A 20,261-nucleotide genomic window follows, 5' to 3' on the forward strand; every position below is an offset into this window, starting at 1 on the left:
AGCGTCATGTCGAAAGTCCCCTCGTCGAATGCCCCGGTGAATCCTGCGTGGCAGGCCGAACAATACGTCAAGTTCGAAGACGAGCGCACGCGTCCCGTGCGCGATCTCGTAGCCGCCATTCCGCCGCTTGCGGGGCGCAGAGTGGCCCGCGTGGTCGATATCGGCTGCGGCCCCGGCAACTCCACCGAAGTGCTCGCCGCTCGTTACCCACACGCTGAAGTGCTCGGTCTCGATAGTTCGCAGAACATGGTCGATGCGGCGCTTGCGCGACTGCCGCAATGCCGCTTTGACGTGGCCGATATCGCGACCTGGGCCGATGGCCCGTTCGACGTGATTCTCGCCAACGCGGTGTTGCAATGGTTGCCGGATCACGAGACCCTGTATCCGCGCCTGGTCGATTGTCTTGCGCCCGGCGGTTCGCTGGCCGTGCAGACGCCCGACAATCTCGACGAGCCCGCGCACCAGCTGATGCGCGAAGTGGCGGCCGATCCGCGTTGGGCCGCAACGCTCAAAGGGGCGGAGCGCACGGCACGCCATGGCGCGACGTTCTACTACCCGCTGTTGCGCGCGCTGTGCTCGCGCGTCGACATCTGGCGCACCACGTACTACCACCCGCTCGCGGGCGGGGCACCGGCCGTCGTGGAGTGGTTCAAGGGCAGTGCGTTGCGGCCGTTCCTCGCGAAGCTCGACAACGCATCGCGAGAGGCGTTTCTGGTGCGCTATACCGACGCGATTGACAACGCGTATCCGGCGCTGGCCGACGGTACGGTATTGCTGCCGTTTCCACGCCTGTTCGTGGTGGCGACGCGATGATGGACGGGATAGGGCAAGATCGCCGCGCACAGAGGACTCAAGCAGGCAAGGTGCGCGCTCGGCAAACTGCCTGACGCCCGGTGTAAAGTAGTGCACATGAATGTCCCGTCTCCGCCGATTCAGCCGTTTCGCAACGCCCCTCACTACTGGCGCTCGTCGCTAGTCCCCGGTGGCGATATGGTCACCGCTGAGTACAACGACCACACCTTCGCACCGCATTGGCACGATGCATATACGTTCGCGTGCATCGTGGAAGGGGCCGAGCGCTATGCTTACCGGGGCGGCGAGCATGTGGCGCACGCCGGATCCGTGGCCGTCATTCATCCAGGCGAAGTGCATACCGGCGCGCGCGAAACCGATTTCGGGTGGCGTTATCGCGTGTTTTACCTGCCGGTCGGCTTCGTGCAAGGCGTGCAGCGTCAGGTGACGCGTCCGTTGGCGGGGCTGACGACGCCGGGCGACGCGCATCCCTGGTTTGGCGAGCAGGTCATCCGCGACGCGCAGGCAATGCATCGGCTGACGACGGCGCATCGTCTGCTTCAGGTCGGCGCCGACCCGTTGCTGGCGGAAAGTGTACTGATCGAGGCCGTGTCGTTCATGCTGGCGCGCCATGCGCAGGCGCGGGTGCCGGACACGCCGGTACATCGCGATGCGGTGCGGGTCGAGACCATGAAGGCGCGGCTCTCGGCCGATCTCACCGAGCCATTGTCGCTGACGGCCCTGGCCGAGGCGGTCGACCTGTCGCCGTTTCACGCCGCGCGGCTGTTCTCGCGCGAGACGGGCCTGGCGCCGCATGCCTGGCGCAATCAGTTGCGTCTGGTGCGTGCCTTGCCCGCGTTGCGCGCCGGCGCGCCGGCGACCGACGTTGCCCTCGCGCAAGGCTTCAACGATCTGTCCCACTTCACCCGCTACTTCCGCCGTGCGTTCGGTGTGTCGCCCGGGAAGTGGAGCGCCAGGCGAGCGGAAGCCACGTTGACGAGCAGCCCGATCGCCATCGCGACACCGCCCACCATGAACAGCAGCGCGTAGTTGCCCGACGTCGCGGCGAACACAAACGATAGTCCGTAGGCGGCACCTGCCTGCAACGTCGCGAAACTGGTCGTGGCGGTGCTCCACGCGGCTTTTTGTCCGGCAGGATGATGGGCGAGCAGTTCATTCACGCGTCCGAGCACCAGCGGCACGATGCCCGGGGTGAAGGCGCCCATGACCACGCTGGACACCATCAGCGCGGGCAGGCCGAGGCCGAGCACCGGCAGCAGCACCGCACAGAACTGCGCGACGTAAGCAACACGCAAGGCCCGTGCAAAGCCGATCCGGTCGGCGAGGTGCCCGGCGAAAAGCGGACCGACGATCGCCCCCAGTCCGTACAGCACCCAATAGTTCGCGCCGGCGTCGAGTCCCTTGCCCAGCCCGCGGGCGACATAGTCGACGAGAAAAATCATGTGCGGCACCAGTGCGACGGCGTTTAGTGCGTACTCGATATAGAGTGAGCGCAGCGCCACCGGACTGGCGAGCGGGCGCCTGATGGGAGCGGGGGCGTCGGCGGCCGTTGCCGTCGGCGTGCCGTCGGGCCAACCGCGCCACGCCACTGCCGTGAGCACGAGCGAAAGCACGCCGAGGCCGCTCCACGTCTGGGCAAGGCCGTCGCGCAACAGGAGCGGCACGAGCGTGCCCGACGCGGCGATGCCCAGCCCGAGGCCGGCGAAGATTGCGCCGCTCACGATGCCGCGCCGCGAGGCAGGCACGTGCGCCAGCACCGACGGTGCGGCCGTGACCATCAATACGCCGCCCGCAAACCCCGAGGCGAAGCGCCATCCGAAAAACCAGACGAACGACAGGGGCCAGGCGCAGGCGAAGAAAGCGAAGACGGCGACCAGCATCATCGTGCGCACGAGTCTCACGCTCGACACATGCCGCGCAAGCACGCGGGCCCCCAAGGCACCGGCCAGGTAGCCGCCGAGATTGGCCGCGCCAAGATAGGCCGCGGTCGCGGGTGCGAACCAGTGCGCACCGATGATCGCGGGCAGAAGCGCCGTGTAGGCGAAGCGGGCAAAGCCGATGCCGATGAGACTGGCGCAGGCGGCCGACAGCGTGGCTCGCCAGGCGTTGAAGGCGGCGGTTGTGGGGCTGCCAAGGACAGCGTGGGACATGAGGACTCCGGAAGCACCGGCTGCGCCCCGGCGTGGGTCGGTGCGAGGCGTCGCGGCAATGGCGTCAGTCTAGGCGCTGGCGGCGCGCCGGGGAACGGCTATGGCTCGGAAGTCATTCTTCCGCACGGCGTAACAATGTCGGGGCGGCAGAACGCCGCTTCATCGGCACCGCCCATCCCTTATGCCTGGCTCGCCAACTTGTGTACGCGTGCGAAATGCTTGCGCAGACGCGGTACCGCGAAGTCGACGAAGGCGCGCACCTTGGGCACGGCCAACCGTCCTTGCGGTGTGATGACGTGGACCGGCATGGGCGGGTGTTCGTAGTCCTGCAAGACGATGCGCAGCGTGCCGTGCGCCATTTCGTCGACGATGTGATACGTCAACATTCGCGCCACGCCGTGTCCTGCAACGACCGAGGCAATCGCAGCCCGGATCGAATTGACGACCAGCCGCGGGGTGAACTGTACGATCTGTGGTACCGAACCGCGTCCTGTGGCGGGGAAGCGCCACGCGTCGATGCCGAAGTACGTCATGGACACGATTTGCTGCTTCGACAGATCCGCGGGGGACCCGATAGGATCGTGGGTCGCCAGATAAGCGGGCGAGGCGGCAATGATTCTTCGAACCTCGCCCACGTGCGTGGCCACGAGCGAGGAGTCTGGCAGGTGGGCGACGCGCATCGCGACGTCGATGCCCTCGTCGATCAGGCTCACGGGCAGGTCGCTCAACTGCAGGCGGACGACGACTTCCGGATAGCGTTCGATGAAGGCGTCCACGATCTCGCGCATGAACGTTTCCCCGGCGGCGAGCGGCGCGGAAACGGTGAGCAGGCCGCGTGGGGCCGAGCGCTCCCCGGCGGCGATCACATCGGCTTCGTCCAGATCGAGCAGGATGCGCCGACATGCAGCGGCATAGCGCTCGCCTGCAACGCTCAGCTTGACCGAGCGCGTCGTGCGATGGAGCAGCGCCGTGCCGGTGTGCGCCTCGAGGTAGCCGATGGCGCGACTTACCGCCGCGGCAGAGCGCCCGAGGCGCCGGGCTGCACCGGCGAGGCTTCCTTCGTCGACGATCGCGACGAAGACTTTCATGGCATCGATTCGGTCCATGAGGGATGAAAGAGAGGGAGTGGGCGCAGAGTCGATTCCGGATCGGCCGATGGACAAGATTACCCTTAAACCCGGCGTTGCGGCGACAATGGCGAGCGGACGTCCCGCCGGAGCCAGACCCTATGCTGACGGTTCACCATTTGAACAACTCGCGCTCGCAGCGCGTACTGTGGATGCTCGAAGAGCTGGGCATTCCCTACGACCTGCGTCGATATACGCGCGACCCGAAGACGATGCTCGCTCCGCCGGCACTGCGCGAGGTGCATCCGCTGGGCAAGTCGCCGGTCGTGACCGACGGTGAACTGACGCTCGCCGAGTCGGGCGCCATCATCGAGTATCTCGCCGATCGCGACGAACTCGGGCAACTGGCACCGCCGCGAGGCACACCGGAGCGGCTGCGTTGGACCTACTGGTTGCACTACGCAGAGGGGTCGGCCATGCCGCCTTTGCTGCTCAAGCTCGTCGCCCTGCGCATCGCGAGCGCGCCCATGCCGTTCTTCGCTCGCCCCATTGCCCGCAAGATCAGCGACACGCTGCAGTCGAGCTTCGTCGATCCGCAACTGCGCCTGCACTTCGACTACGTGAACGACGTGCTCACGAAGACCGGTTGGTTTGTCGGCGATCGCTTCAGCGCCGCGGACATCCAGATGAGTTTCCCGCTGGAAGCCGCGAGCGCGCGCGGCAACGCGCAGGGGCGCTGGCCCGCGATCGCCGATTTTCTGCAACGCATTCATGCGCGTGATGCGTATCAACGTGCCCTGGCCCGTGGCGGACCCTATCAGTTGCCGGGCTGACAGGCGTCGTTTGCGCCGTTTTGGTGCGGACATCCCCCGATGACCGCCTGTCTGAGCGGCGCCGACGGAAGATTCGGCGAATTCGTCGCGCAGAGGCTCAAGTTTCGTCAAATGCACTCGTTATACCTCCACAGAGGTACAGAGAGAGGCACTGGCCTGCCAGGCTGAAGTCACGACAACACCGCAGGACGAATCGCTTAACGCGCGCAAGGCAATGTTCAAGAACCTGAGTATCAGCAAACGGCTCGCCGCCGCCTTTTCCGTCAATGTATTCATGCTGTTGGTCGTGGCCGTGGTGGCCGTGACGAAAATGGCGACGATGGATACGAATACCCAGCTCATCGTCTCCGACCTGAACAACAAGATTCTTGAATTTCATGGCCTGAAGGATCGCGCGGCGCACGTTGCCGTCCTCCTGCGCGATATCGTGATGTCCGAAGACAACACGCAACTCGATGCCCGTCTGGCCAAGATCGACGAGATGCGCCAGACCAACAACAAGAGCATCGCGGGCATGGCGACGATCTTTTATACCGACAAGGGCAAGGCGCTTTACCGCACGCTGGCTGATACGAACGCGGACTATGGGAAGCGGCTCGATGCGGTCGTGGCATTGGTTCGCAGCGGCAATTTTGCCGAAGCCAAGACCGAACTGATGGGGCCGCTGCAGAAGGTCCAGGTGGCATACTTCGCCCCCCTCGACGCTCTGATGGAGGTCGGCAAGGTGGTCAGCGCGAAGGAGGCGGCCGATGCGACCGCCGCATATGGATCCGCCCGCCTGTGGCTGCTCGCCACGATGCTCGCGTCGGTCGTGCTGTCCGTGGTGTCGGCGGTGGCGATTACGCGCTCGGTCACGCGCCCGGTGCGTGCGGCGGTGGCGGGGGCCTCGGCGCTCGCGCGTGGCGACCTGACGCATCGTGTCAATGCCGAGCGTGCCGACGAAATCGGCCAGATGGCGAGTGCGCTCGACACAGCCGTCGAACAACTGGGCCATCTCGTGCGCAATATTCAGGGCGCGTCGGGGGCGATCGACAACGCGGCACGCGAAATTGCGCAGGGCAACACCGACCTGTCGCAACGCACCGAAGAGCAAGCGGCCTCGCTGGAAGAGACGGCAGCGTCGATGGAAGAGTTGACATCGACCGTGCGTCAGAACGTCGAACATGCGATGGAGGCGCGGCGCCTGTCGCACGAAGCGACCGGGGTGGCGGATGCCGGGGCGCAGAGCGTGCGTGCCGTCGTCGAGACGATGCAGGCAATGGCCAGCGCATCGGCGCGCATGAGCGACATGATCAAGGCCATCGAAGGCATTGCTTTCCAGACCAATATTCTCGCGCTCAATGCGGCCGTGGAAGCGGCGCGCGCCGGCGAACAGGGGCGTGGCTTTGCCGTGGTGGCCGGCGAGGTGCGCACGCTCGCCCAGCGCTCCGCAGGCACCGCCAAGGACATTCGCGAATTGATCGCGGCATCGGTGCAGCAGGTCGAAGACGGCACGTCGCGCGTGGAAGTCGCGGGTCGTACCATGGACCAGATCGTCGTGTCGGTGCGACGCGTGAGCGAGCTGATCGCCGAGATCGCCGCCGCGAGCGACGACCAGGCGCGCGGCATCGAGCAGGTGGGGCAGGCCGTCACGCAGATGGATCAGGTCACGCAGCAGAACGCCGCCCTCGTGGAACAAGCCGCGGCGGCGGCGGACCACCTGCGTCAACAGGCCGCCGACCTGGTCAACGAGACCGCGAAGTTCCGCGTGGAAAGCGACGGCGGCGCGCGCCCGGGCATGATGCCGCGTGTGCCGACATTGGCGTTGACAGGTGCTTTGTCGTCCCGCGGCGAGCGCGGCACGACGGCGCCGGGACGACAGCGCGCGGCGGCCTGACGTCCGCGGTTCCACCCCCCTCGTCTGCTATCTCGGCTCAGGCGGCATTGGCCGCCTTCGCGCCCAACGCGGCGTCGATGGCGGCAACGGCCGCGACCAACTGCTGTGTCAGGGCGGTTGACGCGCTCGTCATCGGCGCGCGCAGCACATCGGCCATCAGGCCCTCATGGGCAAGCCAGGCCTTCACCGGTCCGGGATTCGCCTCGGCAAACATGAGACGCACCATCGGCATGAGCGCATGGAACAGCACGCGCGCGGCATCGAGCTGCTGCGCTTGCACCGCGCGATACAAGGCCACGAAATGCGCCGGCCGGCAGTGCGACGTCGCAATGATCGCGCCATGGCCGCCCATCGCGAGCGTGGACAGCAATTGAGCGTCCTCACCTGCCAGCACCGATAGGCGTGCGTCGGCGATGAGTGCCTGCGTGGTGTGCGCGTTGCCCGCGCAATCCTTGATGCCGCGAATATTGTCGTGACCCGCGAGCGTGAGCAGTGTCTCCAGCGTCAGGGGGGTACCCGTGCGATACGGAATGTCGTACAGCACCACCGGTGCACGCGAACGATCCGCCAGCGTCTGAAACCAGTGGACGAGCCCGGCCTGTGCGGGCCGGATGTAATACGGCGCCGGCGTCAGTACGCCCGCCAGGGGCAGGGTGTTAAAGGCGTCCAGGCGCGCCAGCGTGTGACCCAGGTGATTGCCGGCGAGCCCGGCGATCACCGGCAGGTCGCCGGCCTCGGTCAGCACTGTGTCGAGCACGGCAAGCTGTTCGGCGTCGTCAAGGGCTGCCGCTTCACCCGTCGTACCACACACGACAAGGCCGGCGATGCCCGAGCGACGATAGTGCGCGACCAGTCGACGTAATGCCGCGTGATCGACCGGCGTGTCGGCGCCATCTCTGGCGAAAGGCGTGACGAGCGGTACCCAGATGCCGCGAAAGAGCGGGGCGCGAGATGAAGCGAGCGACTGGGGTTGGGACTGTGCGACTTGCATAAGTGTCTCCCTGGACGTTACGTACGAAACGAACGTGCGTTGACCGGTATGAAAACCGTTCAGCAGGACGACGGGCAATTGCCGGCGCGTGGGAGACTTCGAGGCAGGCGCGCCGGGTGAGGCAGGGCGGCGCGAGGTGAGGACTGCCGGGTCCACGTGGCTGTTCCGTCGCTCAACTGACGGAACAGCACGCCCCGGTCAGTTGAGCGACTGTTTTTTGCTTTTGACGAACGCACCCCGCTGTCCCATCGGGACAACGCGCAAACACGGCGAGCAGGGGATTCGGAAATTCGTCATAGGCAGACTCTATCCGCTGTACGCAAGTGGCGTCAAGTACAACGATCCGCGATGGCGCCGCAATGCGCGAGGGTCATGTCGATCATGCCGGCATTTGCGCGGCGCAATTTAAAGCGTCCTTTAATTCTCCGTTTAATCGATTTAATCGAAAATCGATGTTCGGTTAACGGCGGATTGCGGTGAACGCCCCGTGGTGCGACCGCCACGGGGGGACTTTCCCGGTTGCCAATTTGAATCCGTCAAGTGACAATCGCACTCACACCCCGGAAACGCAAAACAATAATGGGCACACTGGGGCGGGGAAAACTGAAAAGTATTGAGACAAGATGGCAGCCAAAGTCGTGAAGTATTCGCGTGACGGGGTGACGTATTACGAAATTCGAGGCCCCTTGCCCGACGGTACCCGATATGAGGACCGGGTGGGATTCAGCGAGCGCGAGTTGGCATTCCGGCGTCTCGTCGCGGCGAGAATCAAGCTGCTGCGAAGCGAATACGAGACCGCGTGCCGGAACGTGCGGGCGGAATGTGCCGCAAACGTCGCAGCGCCGGGGTGGCTGAAGCAACTGATTTTTTGAGGAGCGCGGGATCGTAGTGCGGCGGGGAAGCGATCGCAAGTTTTGCGTCGTCAAGGTGACGAAATATTCACATATTGAGATTACCTTATACTGCGCGGAGCCTTCGTGTCCGTTCGAGATACATGGAATTTGTCACAAAAGACGTCTTGGCAAGCTGTATGGCGTTGCTGCTCGACGCTGTGTTTCTTGTCGACAAGGCTGGCGCGCTCGTCTATGTGAGTCCGGCCTGCGAGCGCATTCTCGGGTACACCCCGGAGGAATTGCTGGGGCGCTCGATGATCGATTTCGTCGTGAAGGAAGATCGCGAGCGCACGATTGAAGAATCGAAGTTCGTGATGGCGGGACTTCCCCGGATCGGGTTCGAGAATCGGTATATCCACAAGGACGGCCATTACGTCCACATCATGTGGTCCGCCCGCTGGTCAGAAGACCACGAACTGCGCATTGGCGTGGCACGCGACGTGTCGGCCAAGAAGCAGGCCGAAGCGCTGCAGCGCGCCACGTACTCGATATCCGAAGCAGCCCACGACGCCGCCGATATTCGCTCCCTGTGCAAGGCCGTCCACGACACGCTGGCCACGCTGTTTCCCATCGATGCCATTGTCGTGGCGACCTGCGATGCGGCACTGATGACGTGGGAGAAAGCGTATCAGTATCGCGACAGCGCCGACATCCCCTTGCTCGACTGGCCGCAGGCGCGGGGCCTCTCGACGCAGGCTGCGCAAGCGCAACAATCGCTGTGGCACCTGATCGAAGCGATCCCTATCGACGGCGCGGGGCAATCGATCCCCCACCTATGTACCGAACCGTTTGCGCCAGACGCGCTTGCCGAGCCCGGCGCGCAGGCGCTGGTGATTTTGCCGATGCGCACGGCGCGCCGCGCCGTGGGCACACTCATGCTCTACGGCCCGGCCAGCGCGCTGCGGGCGGAGGCCGCGCAGCGGCTGCTGGCGTTCGTCTGCGACCAGACCGCGTTGGCCATCGAGCGAAAGCAACTGATCGACGACCTCTACAAAGCGGCGCGATTCGATGAACTGACCGGATTGCCGAACCGCCGCACGTTTGGCGAGTTTGCGAGCGAGGCCGTTCGCCGTGCACAGCGCACCAACGGGAAGCTGGCGCTCCTGTTCGCCGATATCGACGGGTTCAAGGGCGTCAACGACAGCCTGGGGCACGCGGTCGGCGACTTGTTGCTCAAGGAGATTGGTCAGCGCATGAAGGCCGGAGTTACGGGAGGCGGCTTCGTGGCGCGTCACTCGGGCGACGAGTTCGTCGCCATTGTCCAGGATGCGGAGGTCGTCGAGCGGATCGACGTCGCAGTCACGCGTCTGCGCGCCGAGATCGAACAGGTCATCTCCGTCAACGATGCCAGCCTGAGCGTGCGCGTAAGTGTCGGGGTGGCGGTGTTCCCCGACGACGGCGAATCGATGAGCGAACTCATCCGCGTGGCCGATCAGCGTATGTATGCCAACAAGTCCGCGCGCAAATCCGGTGGGTCCAGTTTCTTGCAGCACTTGATCTGACGCCCGACTGACCCGCGCGCCGGGCCATTCATCCCAGCGTCTGCGTTGGCCAGATCATTTCGATTTCGATGGCAATCGAGCGGGCGAGGCCGTCGAGATCCGGAAACAGCGATGCGTTCGTGACGTTCATCCGATAAAGCCATTTCATCGCGTCCGCGCGCAGCGCCAACGGCAGCACGATCTTGCGCAGCAGGGGTTCGTCGCTCTCATAACCGTCGAGGATGCGGTGCATCGGCCGGTCGATCACGCCGGGTACCACGAAGGTGCCGGATTGCGCGATCAGACGACCGTCCATTTCTTCCGGCTCGCCGAACCAGACCACCTCGTTGTCATTGCCGAGGAAGTACTTCTCCATGTTCCCCTTGACGCGGGGATCGATCGTATCGCGGGTGAGCCACGGTGCATGACGCGGACGGGCACGGTCGTCATACAGCGCGGGGGTGTTGAGCGCGAAAATGGCCGAATCGCTCGTGGCGCGCTCCAGTGCAAAGAACGCGGCGACAAAGGGCGATTTCGTGAAGTCGAGCAAACGGGTCGGGGCACCATGGTGTTGCATCAGCCCAAGGCAGCGCAGATCATCGTGCAGCAAGTCGGGCCAGGGCACATGGTTGTGCGCCTTGCGCCGAAAGATGCGAATAGCACGTGCCTCACGGCTGCGCCACTGTTCCTTGTCCGCCACATAGGCGTGCAGGTACCGCGAGAGCGAGCTTTGCAGGTGCCAGCGTGCGTCCTGCTGCCCGCGAAAGGCCCAGCCTTCGAAGCGGGAGGACAGTTCCATGAAATCCTTCCAGCTTTCGACGACGGTGGTGTCCATAGTGAGCGAGATCCTTGAGTTGGCGTGCGGCGCCGACGTGCCGCTGATCGAGCACGCCAAGGCAAAGCGAGCGCTGCATGGCGTCGGCCACTATAGTACGGTGTTGGTGACAGCTCAAGCGCGCGCATCGAGCATGCGATAGATGTGAACGAGCGACACGCATTCTCAGGCCGGGCGGCACGTGAGTCGTCCCGCCGCCATCCTTTCGGAGACAAATGTGAAATACGACAACATCGAGCAGGTCGCCGTCATCGGCACGGGCGTCATCGGCGCGAGCTGGGCGGCTTACTTTCTGGCGCGGGGTCTGCGCGTGAGTGCCTGGGATCCGGCACCGGGCGCCCGCGAGCGCTTGCGCGAGGCAGTCGATGCGCATTGGCCGACGCTGATCCGGATCGGCCTGACGGCGGGCGCCTCGCGCGACGCGCTGACGTTTCACGACACGCTCGACGCGGCGCTCGCCGGCGCCGACTTCGTGCAGGAGAGCGGTCCCGAGCGCGAGGACCTCAAGCAGGACCTATTTCGCACGATGGACGCTGCCTTGCCGCCGTCTGTCGTGATCGCATCGAGTTCGTCGGGACTGCTGATGAGCCGCGTGCAGTCGGTGTGCATCCATCCGGAGCGCGTGGTGCTTGGACATCCATTCAATCCGCCGCATTTGATTCCGCTGGTCGAGGTCATCGGCGGCGAGCGATCGTCGCAGGCCGCCATCGACACGGCGATGCAGTTCTACCGCGCCATCGGCAAACGGGCGATCCATGTGAAGAAGGAGGTCAAGGGCCACATCGCGAACCGGCTGCAGGCGGCGCTTTGGCGTGAGGCCATTCATTTGGTCGATACCGGTGTGGCCTCGGTGGCCGACATCGACGACGCCATCGCTTATGGCCCGGGCTTGCGCTGGGCGGCGTTCGGGCCGTTCGTGAACCTGCATCTGTCGGGCGGCGCGGGCGGCATCGCGCATTTTCTCGAGCACCTCGGGCCGCCCGTGGAATCGTGGTGGGCCGATCTCGGCGAGCCGGTGCTGACGGACGACCTCAAGGCGCGCATCGCGGCAGGGGTCGACGCCGAACTGGCCGGCTGCGGCAGCGCGCGGCTCGAAGCGCAGCGCGACGCCATCATTCTCGGTATTCTCGCGGGCAAGGCGTAGGCATCGCGGGCGGGCTCGCGCAACCGGGGCGGGACGCCGGCCGTTCGCGGCGGGCCAACCGCGCGGTGATCCTGGCGCCGTTGCCGCTGCTCGAGCCCGACGCGATGACCTGGAGGGGGGGGCCGTCAATCGGCGAGCCGTGTTGTCTGAAGGCCTCCGCCTGGCAAGCATCCGAGCCCTTCGAGCGTAGCGCTGAGCGCGACGTCCAGCGGCGTGTGAGGCTCATGCCCGAGCGTCGCCACGAGTCGCGTGTTATCCATGCGCACCGGCTGCTGCCACAGATAGCGCATCTCGCGCAGCTCGCGAAGCGTCGTGACGAAGGGCGATGCCGCCCACACGAGCCACCACGGGAATCGACGGAGTTTGACGTCGACGCCGTGTCGCGCCATGACGCGTGTGATCGCGGTCGCCATCTGAGTGCCATCGGCATCCCAATGCCCGGCCATGTGGAATGTGGCGAAGGCGTCAAGCGTACGACGACGTTCGATGAGCATGACCATCGCGCGGCCGACATCGGGCAAATAGGACCATTGATGACCCACGCCGGGTGTGTTGGGCACCTGGACGACGCGCGCAATCCGCCCCGGCTTCACCAGTCCTTGTCCAAACCAGCTATTGCGCGATTGCGCACCAAAAAAATCGCCGGCGCGAACGATGATCGTCTGCACGCCATGGCGGCTCGCGTCGCGCAGACGGGCTTCCATCGTCGCGCGGATGCGCCCCTTGCGCGTGCGCGGCCGCTGCGCGGCGTCATCGCGCAGGACCGGGAATGTCTCGGGGCCGTAGTTGTAGACCGTGCCCGGCAGAACGATGGTGGCGCCATGCATCGTGGCGGCCGCGAGCGTGTTGTCGAGCATCGGCAACACTTGCGTGTCCCAGTGGCGATAGCCGGGCGGGTTGACGGCATGCACGATCACCTCGCAGTCGCGTGCCACCGCGAGGACGTCGCCGGTCTGCATGGCGTCGCCGTCGAGCCACTCGATGCCGGCGGACGATGCAGCGGCACGCGGCGCACCGCCGCGACGCAACGCGCGCACATGCCAGCCGGCGGCGAGCAACTGACGCGCGACTTCGCCGCCGATACCACCGGTCGCCCCGAGGACCAGCGCGCGAGAGACTTTGTGTTGGGACCCGTAGTGCATGATGCCGCTCCTTGAATGTTGTCGGTGACGCCATTCTCCGCGCGAGGCAATTCAATTAAAATTACCTAAAACCATCTATCGGCTATACATTTTTGTATGATGACGCCCCTGAACTGGGATCTCTGCCGGACGTTTCTCGCTGTGCTGACCGAGGGCTCGCTCTCCGGCGCGGCGCGTGCGTTGGGCATTACGCAGCCGACGGTCGGCCGTCATATCGCCTCGCTGGAGGCGGTGCTGGGGCAAACGCTCTTCACGCGTTCGCAGACCGGCTTGCTGCCCACCGATGCCGCGGCATCGCTACGGCCCCATGCGCAGGCGATGCAACACACCGCGCAGGCATTCGAGCGGGCGGCGGCAAGCCAAGGGGAGGGGGCGAACGGCGTCGTGCGCCTCTCGGCGAGCGAGGTCGTTGGCGTGGAGGTGCTGCCACCGATCCTGAGCGCGCTGCGACGCGCCCACCCGCACCTCGTCATCGAACTGGTACCCACGAACCGCATTCAGGATCTGCTGCATCGCGAGGTCGATATTGCCGTGCGAATGGCGCCGCCACAGCAGGACGCGCTGATGGCGCGTCGCGTCGGAAACATCGACGTCGGCCTGCATGCGCGCGACGATTACCTGGCGCACCACGGCGTGCCGACGTCGCTGGCCGATCTCGCGCATCACACAATGATCGGCTTCGATCAGATGACGCCGTTCATCCGTGAGGCCACACGGGGCATGCCCGTCTGGTCACGCGATAGTTTTGCGTTTCGCGCCGACAGCGATCTGGCGCAACTGGCCATGATCCGGGCAGGCTACGGCATCGGTGCGTGTCAGGTGCCGCTGGCGCAACAAGAGGCCCGGCTCGTGCGCGTGCTGCCCGATGCCTTTCGCTTCTCACTGCAAACGTGGGTCACGATGCACGAAGACTTGCGTCAAAGTCCGCGCTGCAAAGTCACCTTCGACGCGCTCGTGGCAGGATTGACCGCCTATATGGCCGAATAAGGCGGCTGTCCAAAGGCATACCGGATATCGACGGAGATCTTTGTTGATATACAATATATCAATAATATCAACGATCACGAGACAATCTCCTCGCTATGTTCGACCCTTCGTTGTTCGGAAGAATGCCACCGGACGTTCTGACGTCCGCCTCTCCCGACGTTGGCGCAGCGGTGCCTGCGCCGGCGTCATCCGGCGCGGCCTTGCCGTCCCACTGGCCGTCCGGCCGTCACTCACTTGGGTTGAGTGAGCAGCGTGACACTGTGCTTTACGTGCCGCCCGATCTCCCCACGGACACCACCGTTCCTCTGTTTGTCATGTTTCATGGCGCGGGTGGCTTTCCGGAAAAGGTGTTGCCGTTCATCGAGCCGCATGCACAGCGTCATAAGTTTCTCGTACTCGCACCGCATTCGACCTTTCCGACGTGGGACATCGTGATCGGCGGCAACGGCCCCGATCTGGCGCGACTTCAAGCGGCGCTGCGCGAGGTCGCCAGCCGGTATCGCATCGACACAGGGCGTGTGGCGTTCGCGGGCTTTTCCGACGGGGCGAGTTACGCCCTGTCCATCGGGGTGACGAACGGCGACATCGCCACTCACGTGATCGCGTTCTCGGGGGGCTTCATGTCCATCTTCGTTCAGGAAGGGCAGCCCAGCGTCTTCATCGCGCACGGACGCGTCGACGAACAACTGCCCATCGAGACAAGCGGCCGCCAAAACGCCAGCAAGCTCGCGGCGGCGGGCTACGACGTGCAGTTCGTCGAGTTCGACGGACGGCACATCATCGAGCCGGACGTCGTTGCGCGTGCCATCGACTTCTTCCTCGCCTGACACGCGCCTTGCCACGGGGCAACGTACGCACGGGCCATACGCCTTACGGGGAGTGCCGTTCATGGATTTCGAAATTCCCGAGTCACTGATTCATCCGCTGCTGCAACTGATCGGCAGCGATTCAACGCTGGGCAAACAACTGACGGCTTACGGCGTGTGTCGCGGCAACCTGCGGGTGTCGAGCCACTGGTTCGACGCCAAGTCGCTCAATACGCTCTACGTGCTGTGCAAAACGCAGAACGAACGGGCGCTGATGTTCCAGATGCTCGCGCTCGACAACGTCTTCAATGCGCCGCAGGCGCGCGTGATCCCAAGTCTGGACAAGCTGGTGCCGGGCCTCGTCGCCTATCTTGCGCGCGACGTCATCGACGGCTGGGTGTACCAACGTCACCGTGACGGCGCCCTGCTGCCGTGGCTCGTTCGCCGCTTGCGCTACGTGGAGCCGGAGCAGGGATCGCCTTATGTCGTGATGGACATGCTGGCGAACACAATGCAGTCGGCCAATTCCAATCTGACGGAGCATCGCCTGCGCCGCTCGGGCATGACCACGTCGCTCGTGTTCACGCGCGACGACATCGCCAATCGCACCATTCCCGAGCTGCTCGCCGAGTTCGGTTTCTACAAGGAGTGCGCCGAGTTCAAGCGCGAATACGAACAGCATGCGCAGCGGTTTCTGCGCGTGCAGCGTGCCTTCGGCGCGCAGTTCGTACTGCGCCGCGCGGCGTTCTCCGTCGATGCAAAAGGCGCGACCGAGTTGATTCGCGTGGTGGACGGCACGGCCGCGAAGTGCGTGAACGACGAAGAGCGCCTGGAGCGCAATTTCGAGATGGCGTGCGATGCGGACTTCTGGCGCAACGCCGAGGTCGCGCAGGGGTTCGAGACCATTCCACTACATTGCTATGTGCATGTGTTCCACCTGGACTGGCATCGCAACCTCTGGGTGCACGTGCAGAACATGACCGAGTATGCGTATCAGCCGGGGCTGCGCGACAAGCTCGTGCTGCCGGCGCATCATCACGACCTGATCGACATCCTGACATCGAATATGGATGTGATGATGCCGGACTTCGTGCCGGGCAAATCGGGCGGTGCGACCATCCTTTGCCAGGGCGCGCCAGGACTCGGCAAGACGCTCACGGCGGAGATCTATTCCGAAGTCGTCGGCAAGCCGCTCTACCGTGTGCATTCGGGGCAATTGGGGACGACGGCGGCGTCGGTCGGGGCCACGCTCATGAGCATTCTGCGTCGGGCCATGCGCTGGAATGCCATCCTGCTGCTCGATGAGGCGGACGTGTACATCCGCCGGCGCGACAACGATCTGGAGCACAACGCCATCGTCGCGGAATTCCTGCGTTCGCTGGAATACTTCCATGGCCTGTTGTTCATGACGACCAACCGGAGCGGCGACGTCGACGACGCCATTTTGTCGCGCTGTATCGCCACGATCCATTACGAGACGCCATCGCCGTCGCATGCGCGCCGGCTCTGGCGAATGCAGGCCGATCAGGTCGGTGCGCCGCTCGACGACGCCCTGATCGAGTCGCTCGCGAGCCGTTACCCGAACGCGAGCGGACGCGACATCAAGGAACTGATGAAGCTGGCGAGCCGCTATTGCAACGTCAAGGGCACGCCATTCACGGAAGATGTATTCCGACTGTGCGGGCTGTTCCGGGGGTATGAGCGCTGAGGTGCCGGGCGTGCGTCAGCCCCGCAGCACGGCAATATGCGGGAAAACTAGAGGCGCGCCCAGGCGCCGGTCTGGCTATATTGGGGGCGGACCGGCACCGACGTCGCGACGTGCTGTCGACGGAGCGAGCGCCCCGTTCGCGAGCGCGTGAGGGCGTGACGTCGCCGCGCCGCTGCGGCAGTCCGTTGCCAGCCAAGGAGACGAAGTGGAGACGCATGGAGAGCTGCACCGGGCGATTCTGAACAACATTCCTGACCAGGCCTGGCTCAAGGACACCGAGTCGCGCTACATCCTCGTCAACGACGCTTTCCTGGTGGCTTGCGGCCGCACGGAAGCCGAGATCATCGGCAACACGCCCGACAAAGTCTGGTCGTCGGAATGGGGGAAGGTCTACCTTGCCACCGACAAAGCGGTCGTGGCCAGCGGCGAGCGCCGGCGCTACGAAGAGAGCCGGCCGGGGGCCGACGGCGCGCCGCGCTGGTTCGACACCGTCAAGATGCCGGTGCGCGACGCGGCTGGCCGTATCGTGGGCACCGTTGGGATTTCTCGCGACATCACCGACCGCAAGCGCTCCGAAACCGCATTGCTCGACTCGCGCGCGCAACTGCGTCAGCTCTCCGCCTATCTCCAAACGGTGCGAGAAGCGGAACGCACGCGACTCTCGCGCGAACTTCACGACGAACTCGGGCAGTGGCTGGGCGGCCTTCGGCTGGGCCTGAGCTACCTGGACACGCAACCCGTCGCGTCGCCGGCCGATCGGTCCGCCCATATCCAGATGCTCAAGGACCTGGTCGACGAGACCATCGACGCCGTGCATCGCATCGCGGCCGACCTTCGGCCCGCGGTGCTCGACGAGCTGGGCCTGCACGCGGCGCTGGAGTGGCTGACCGAATCGTTCGCGCAGCGGCATGGGTTGCCGTGCGAGCTGGACATGCCGGAAGCGCTGACCACGCGTCTCGACAGCGAATGCAGCACGGCGATCTTCCGTATCGTGCAGGAGTCGCTCACGAATGCCAGCCGACATGGGCAGCCGTCGCAGGTGCGTGTGGCGCTCGAGCTACGCGACGGCGATTGTTATGTGAGCATCGCGGACGATGGCCGGGGCATGGACACTGCACGGGCCGGAGACGGTCAGCGCCTCGGTCTGATGGGCATGCGCGAACGCGCGCTGATGCTGGGCGGCGCGTTCGAGATCGAAAGCGCCCCGGGACAGGGAACGCGCGTGCGGGTGAGAATTCCTGCGCGCGCACCTGCGGCAGGGGTGAGCGACGATGACGCCGCCAGCGTGATGAACGCAACGACCCCGGCGACCCCATCGAAGCTGACGAACCTGACGAACGAGAGGGAGTGGTGATGCGTGTCATGATTGCCGACGACCACGCGATCATTCGCGATGGGCTGAAAAAGATCATCTCGATGGCACCCGACATGTGCGTGGTGTCGGAAGCCGTGGACGGCGCGGATGTCCTCAACCGGCTTCGCCTGATCGCCGTGGACGTGCTGCTGCTCGATATGTCGATGCCCGGCAAGAGCGGCATTGCCCTCATCGCGCAGATCAAGGCAACGTATCCGGCGCTCCCCATACTCGTGCTCAGCATGTATCGCGAATCGCAATACGCGGTGCAGGCCATCCGCGCCGGGGCCGCCGGCTACCTCACCAAGAACGCCGAGTCGGAGCAGTTGATGAGCGCCATCCGGCGCGTGGCACGCGGCGGCACGGTCGTCTCGCCCCTGGTCGCGGAAAAGCTCGTGCGTCAGTTGCAGCAACCGGCCGAGGCGTTGCCGCACAGCGGGCTGACGGCCCGCGAATTCCAGATCTTCCAGATGCTGGTCGAGGGCCATGGCATCAACGAGATCGCACGCTGCCTGTCGCTCTCGGCCAAGACCGTGAGTACGCACAAGGCCAATATCCTTGCCAAGATGGACATTCCGTCGACGGCGGGCCTCGTGCTCTACGCCATCGAGCACGGCTTGATCGTCGCCGGCACCGACGCCTGATCCCACACGCGACCCACGCCCCCAACGCGCCCGACATTGCCGACGCGACCATCGACCACACGCGTTCCTCCTCGGTTTCGCTTGCTGCACTGCGTCTAGGGAAATTCTTAGACGAAAACCAGCAAATCCCGATGCCCCGCCCGCGGGCACTCCCCTAATCTTGCTTCAAGCCCCGAAGGCGGGGCACCGACTCACTGCCACCCGGCCGGCGCTTGCCAGCATTTCCTTCAACCCTGAGACGTAAGGAGACCGCACCATGCATGTGGACCTGCTGATCAAACACGTGTGCGTGCGCGACGATGCGCCGCTCGTGGACATCGCCATCAAAGACGGACGCATCGCTGCGATGGAGCCCGGCATCGACGCCAGCGCGACCGAGGAGATCGACGCGCAAGGCCGCGCGGCGATTCCCGGACTTATCGAGGCGCACCTGCACCTGGACAAGGCACTGCTGCATCGCCGTCTGCCCGCACGCTTCGGCACGCTCGACGAGGCCATCCGCGTGACCGGCATTCTCAAGAGCCGGCAGGAGCGCGAGGACGTGCTCGATCGCTCGCGTCAGGTGCTCGACATGGCGATCAAGAACGGCACCGTCGCCGTTCGCGCCCATCCGGACGTCGATCTGATTCAAGGGCTGATCGGCGTCGAGACGCTGCTCACGCTCAAGGACGAGTACCAGAGCTTGCTCGATCTGCAGATCGTGGCGTTCCCGCAGGAGGGCATTCTCAAGTCGGCGGGCACCTACGAGCTAATGATCGACGCGCTGCGCATGGGGGCGGATGTGGTCGGCGGATGTCCCTACAACGAGCTGAACTGGGAAGACACCAAGCGCCACATCGACATTGTGTTCGAGCTGGCGCAGCGCTTCGACGCGCCCATCGACATGCATGCGGACTTTGCCGACGACACCAGCGATCAGCGTTTCGCGGCCATCTCGTACATTGCGCAGCGCACGATCGATACCGGCTACCAGGGCCGGGTCTCGCTGGGGCACGTCACAAGCCTGGGCGCGCTCGACAACGACGAACTCGCGCCCGTGATCGAGCAGATCCGTCTCGCCGGCATCAGCATCGTCACGCTGCCCGCGACCGATCTCTACCTGGGCGGGCGTAAGGACGTGCAGAACCCTCGGCGCGGTCTCACGCCCGTCAAGGCGTTGCATGCCGCAGGGGTCAACGTGGCGTATTCGTCCAACAACGTGCGCAACGCCTTCACGCCGTTCGGCAAGGCCGACATGTTGCAGATCGGCAATCTGCTCGCGCACGTGGCGCAATTCGGCGTGCCGGAGCACCAGCAGGCGATTCTGGACATGGGCACGCATAACGCCGCGCGCGCCATTGGCCTCTCGCACGACTACGGCATCGCGGTGGGCAAACAAGCCGATCTCATCATTCTCGACACGTTCAAGGTGGCCGATGCGCTGCTCGACATCCCGCCACGCCTGTGGGTGATCAAACGTGGCCGGATCACGGTCGTGACGCAGCATCACTGCGAGATTCACCGGCATTCCTGTTGTTGCGCGTAATGCAGTTCTCAT

At 64.8% G+C, this 20,261-nt stretch carries 18 protein-coding genes and 1 pseudogene; 14 read left to right on the top strand and 5 right to left on the bottom strand.

Annotation, left to right across the window (positions count from 1 at the left end; all coding sequences use genetic code 11):
• The first annotated feature begins 6 nt into the window (after nucleotides 1–6).
• Nucleotides 7–813, top strand: coding sequence for a trans-aconitate 2-methyltransferase (gene tam, locus PCE31107_RS09960; RefSeq protein WP_150608113.1), 807 nt, complete (start codon nucleotides 7–9; stop codon nucleotides 811–813).
• Nucleotides 814–909: 96 nt separating this feature from the next.
• Nucleotides 910–1,761, top strand: a pseudogene (locus PCE31107_RS23635) (helix-turn-helix transcriptional regulator); the annotation flags it as partial.
• Here the strand turns inward: PCE31107_RS23635 and PCE31107_RS09970 are convergent.
• Together PCE31107_RS09970 and PCE31107_RS09975 are read right to left on the bottom strand one after the other, a co-directional pair.
• On the bottom strand, nucleotides 1,722–2,963 hold the full coding sequence (locus PCE31107_RS09970) for a YbfB/YjiJ family MFS transporter (protein ID WP_150608117.1): 1,242 nt from the start codon (nucleotides 2,961–2,963) through the stop codon (nucleotides 1,722–1,724). The pseudogene PCE31107_RS23635 and the gene PCE31107_RS09970 overlap by 40 nt on opposite strands.
• Before the next feature lie 179 nt (nucleotides 2,964–3,142).
• The gene (locus PCE31107_RS09975; protein WP_150608119.1) at nucleotides 3,143–4,069 is read right to left on the bottom strand and encodes a LysR family transcriptional regulator; all 927 of its coding nucleotides are present in this window, start codon (nucleotides 4,067–4,069) and stop codon (nucleotides 3,143–3,145) included.
• Between the two features lie 122 nt (nucleotides 4,070–4,191).
• Here PCE31107_RS09975 and PCE31107_RS09980 point away from each other — a divergent pair, with 122 nt between their 5' ends.
• Together PCE31107_RS09980 and PCE31107_RS09985 are read left to right on the top strand one after the other, a co-directional pair.
• Nucleotides 4,192–4,863, top strand: coding sequence for a glutathione S-transferase (locus PCE31107_RS09980; RefSeq protein WP_150608121.1), 672 nt, complete (start codon nucleotides 4,192–4,194; stop codon nucleotides 4,861–4,863).
• 214 nt (nucleotides 4,864–5,077) lie between these two features.
• The gene (locus PCE31107_RS09985; protein WP_150608123.1) at nucleotides 5,078–6,739 is read left to right on the top strand and encodes a methyl-accepting chemotaxis protein; all 1,662 of its coding nucleotides are present in this window, start codon (nucleotides 5,078–5,080) and stop codon (nucleotides 6,737–6,739) included.
• Nucleotides 6,740–6,776: 37 nt separating this feature from the next.
• Here PCE31107_RS09985 and dapA read toward each other — a convergent pair whose 3' ends face one another.
• The gene (gene dapA / locus PCE31107_RS09990) at nucleotides 6,777–7,730 is read right to left on the bottom strand and encodes a 4-hydroxy-tetrahydrodipicolinate synthase (protein ID WP_150608125.1); all 954 of its coding nucleotides are present in this window, start codon (nucleotides 7,728–7,730) and stop codon (nucleotides 6,777–6,779) included.
• A 623-nt stretch (nucleotides 7,731–8,353) separates the two neighbouring features.
• Between dapA and PCE31107_RS09995 the strand changes: the two genes are divergently transcribed.
• A complete protein-coding gene (locus PCE31107_RS09995; protein WP_130026066.1) occupies nucleotides 8,354–8,602 on the top strand; it encodes a hypothetical protein in 249 nt (82 codons plus the stop codon).
• A 122-nt stretch (nucleotides 8,603–8,724) separates the two neighbouring features.
• A complete protein-coding gene (locus PCE31107_RS10000) occupies nucleotides 8,725–10,125 on the top strand; it encodes a diguanylate cyclase (protein WP_150608127.1) in 1,401 nt (466 codons plus the stop codon).
• A 28-nt stretch (nucleotides 10,126–10,153) separates the two neighbouring features.
• Here PCE31107_RS10000 and PCE31107_RS10005 read toward each other — a convergent pair whose 3' ends face one another.
• Nucleotides 10,154–10,903 carry an FRG domain-containing protein gene (locus tag PCE31107_RS10005; protein WP_232424515.1) on the bottom strand — a complete coding sequence of 250 codons (750 nt, stop codon included), beginning with the start codon at nucleotides 10,901–10,903 and terminating at the stop codon, nucleotides 10,154–10,156.
• Here PCE31107_RS10005 and PCE31107_RS23330 point away from each other — a divergent pair.
• Nucleotides 10,902–11,081 (top strand): hypothetical protein, encoded by a 180-nt coding sequence (locus PCE31107_RS23330; RefSeq protein ID WP_174966590.1) that lies wholly within the window; start codon nucleotides 10,902–10,904, stop codon nucleotides 11,079–11,081. The genes PCE31107_RS10005 and PCE31107_RS23330 overlap by 2 nt on opposite strands.
• A 75-nt stretch (nucleotides 11,082–11,156) precedes the next feature.
• Nucleotides 11,157–12,083: a 3-hydroxyacyl-CoA dehydrogenase NAD-binding domain-containing protein gene (locus tag PCE31107_RS10010; RefSeq protein WP_130026064.1), complete on the top strand. Its 927-nt coding sequence runs from the start codon at nucleotides 11,157–11,159 to the stop codon at nucleotides 12,081–12,083.
• A gap of 125 nt (nucleotides 12,084–12,208) precedes the next feature.
• Here PCE31107_RS10010 and PCE31107_RS10015 read toward each other — a convergent pair whose 3' ends face one another.
• Nucleotides 12,209–13,225, bottom strand: coding sequence for an NAD-dependent epimerase/dehydratase family protein (locus tag PCE31107_RS10015; RefSeq protein WP_150608129.1), 1,017 nt, complete (start codon nucleotides 13,223–13,225; stop codon nucleotides 12,209–12,211).
• A gap of 96 nt (nucleotides 13,226–13,321) precedes the next feature.
• Here PCE31107_RS10015 and PCE31107_RS10020 point away from each other — a divergent pair, with 96 nt between their 5' ends.
• The 6 genes from PCE31107_RS10020 (at nucleotide 13,322) to PCE31107_RS10045 (ending at nucleotide 20,249) form a co-directional block, all read left to right on the top strand.
• Entirely contained in the window at nucleotides 13,322–14,212 is an 891-nt protein-coding gene (locus PCE31107_RS10020; protein WP_150608131.1) for a LysR family transcriptional regulator, read from the top strand.
• Nucleotides 14,213–14,307: 95 nt separating this feature from the next.
• A complete protein-coding gene (locus PCE31107_RS10025; RefSeq protein WP_246181780.1) occupies nucleotides 14,308–15,039 on the top strand; it encodes an alpha/beta hydrolase in 732 nt (243 codons plus the stop codon).
• 61 nt (nucleotides 15,040–15,100) lie between these two features.
• Nucleotides 15,101–16,726 (top strand): AAA family ATPase, encoded by a 1,626-nt coding sequence (locus PCE31107_RS10030; protein WP_150608133.1) that lies wholly within the window; start codon nucleotides 15,101–15,103, stop codon nucleotides 16,724–16,726.
• A gap of 205 nt (nucleotides 16,727–16,931) precedes the next feature.
• The gene (locus PCE31107_RS10035) at nucleotides 16,932–18,080 is read left to right on the top strand and encodes a PAS domain-containing sensor histidine kinase (RefSeq protein ID WP_150608135.1); all 1,149 of its coding nucleotides are present in this window, start codon (nucleotides 16,932–16,934) and stop codon (nucleotides 18,078–18,080) included.
• Nucleotides 18,077–18,724 (top strand): response regulator transcription factor, encoded by a 648-nt coding sequence (locus PCE31107_RS10040; RefSeq protein WP_150608462.1) that lies wholly within the window; start codon nucleotides 18,077–18,079, stop codon nucleotides 18,722–18,724. The genes PCE31107_RS10035 and PCE31107_RS10040 overlap by 4 nt, the downstream gene beginning before the upstream one ends.
• 256 nt (nucleotides 18,725–18,980) lie before the next feature.
• The gene (locus PCE31107_RS10045) at nucleotides 18,981–20,249 is read left to right on the top strand and encodes an amidohydrolase family protein (RefSeq protein ID WP_017232177.1); all 1,269 of its coding nucleotides are present in this window, start codon (nucleotides 18,981–18,983) and stop codon (nucleotides 20,247–20,249) included.
• Nucleotides 20,250–20,261 lie beyond the last annotated feature (12 nt).

Source organism: Pandoraea cepalis (assembly GCF_902459625.1).
Lineage (GTDB): Bacteria > Pseudomonadota > Gammaproteobacteria > Burkholderiales > Burkholderiaceae > Pandoraea > Pandoraea cepalis.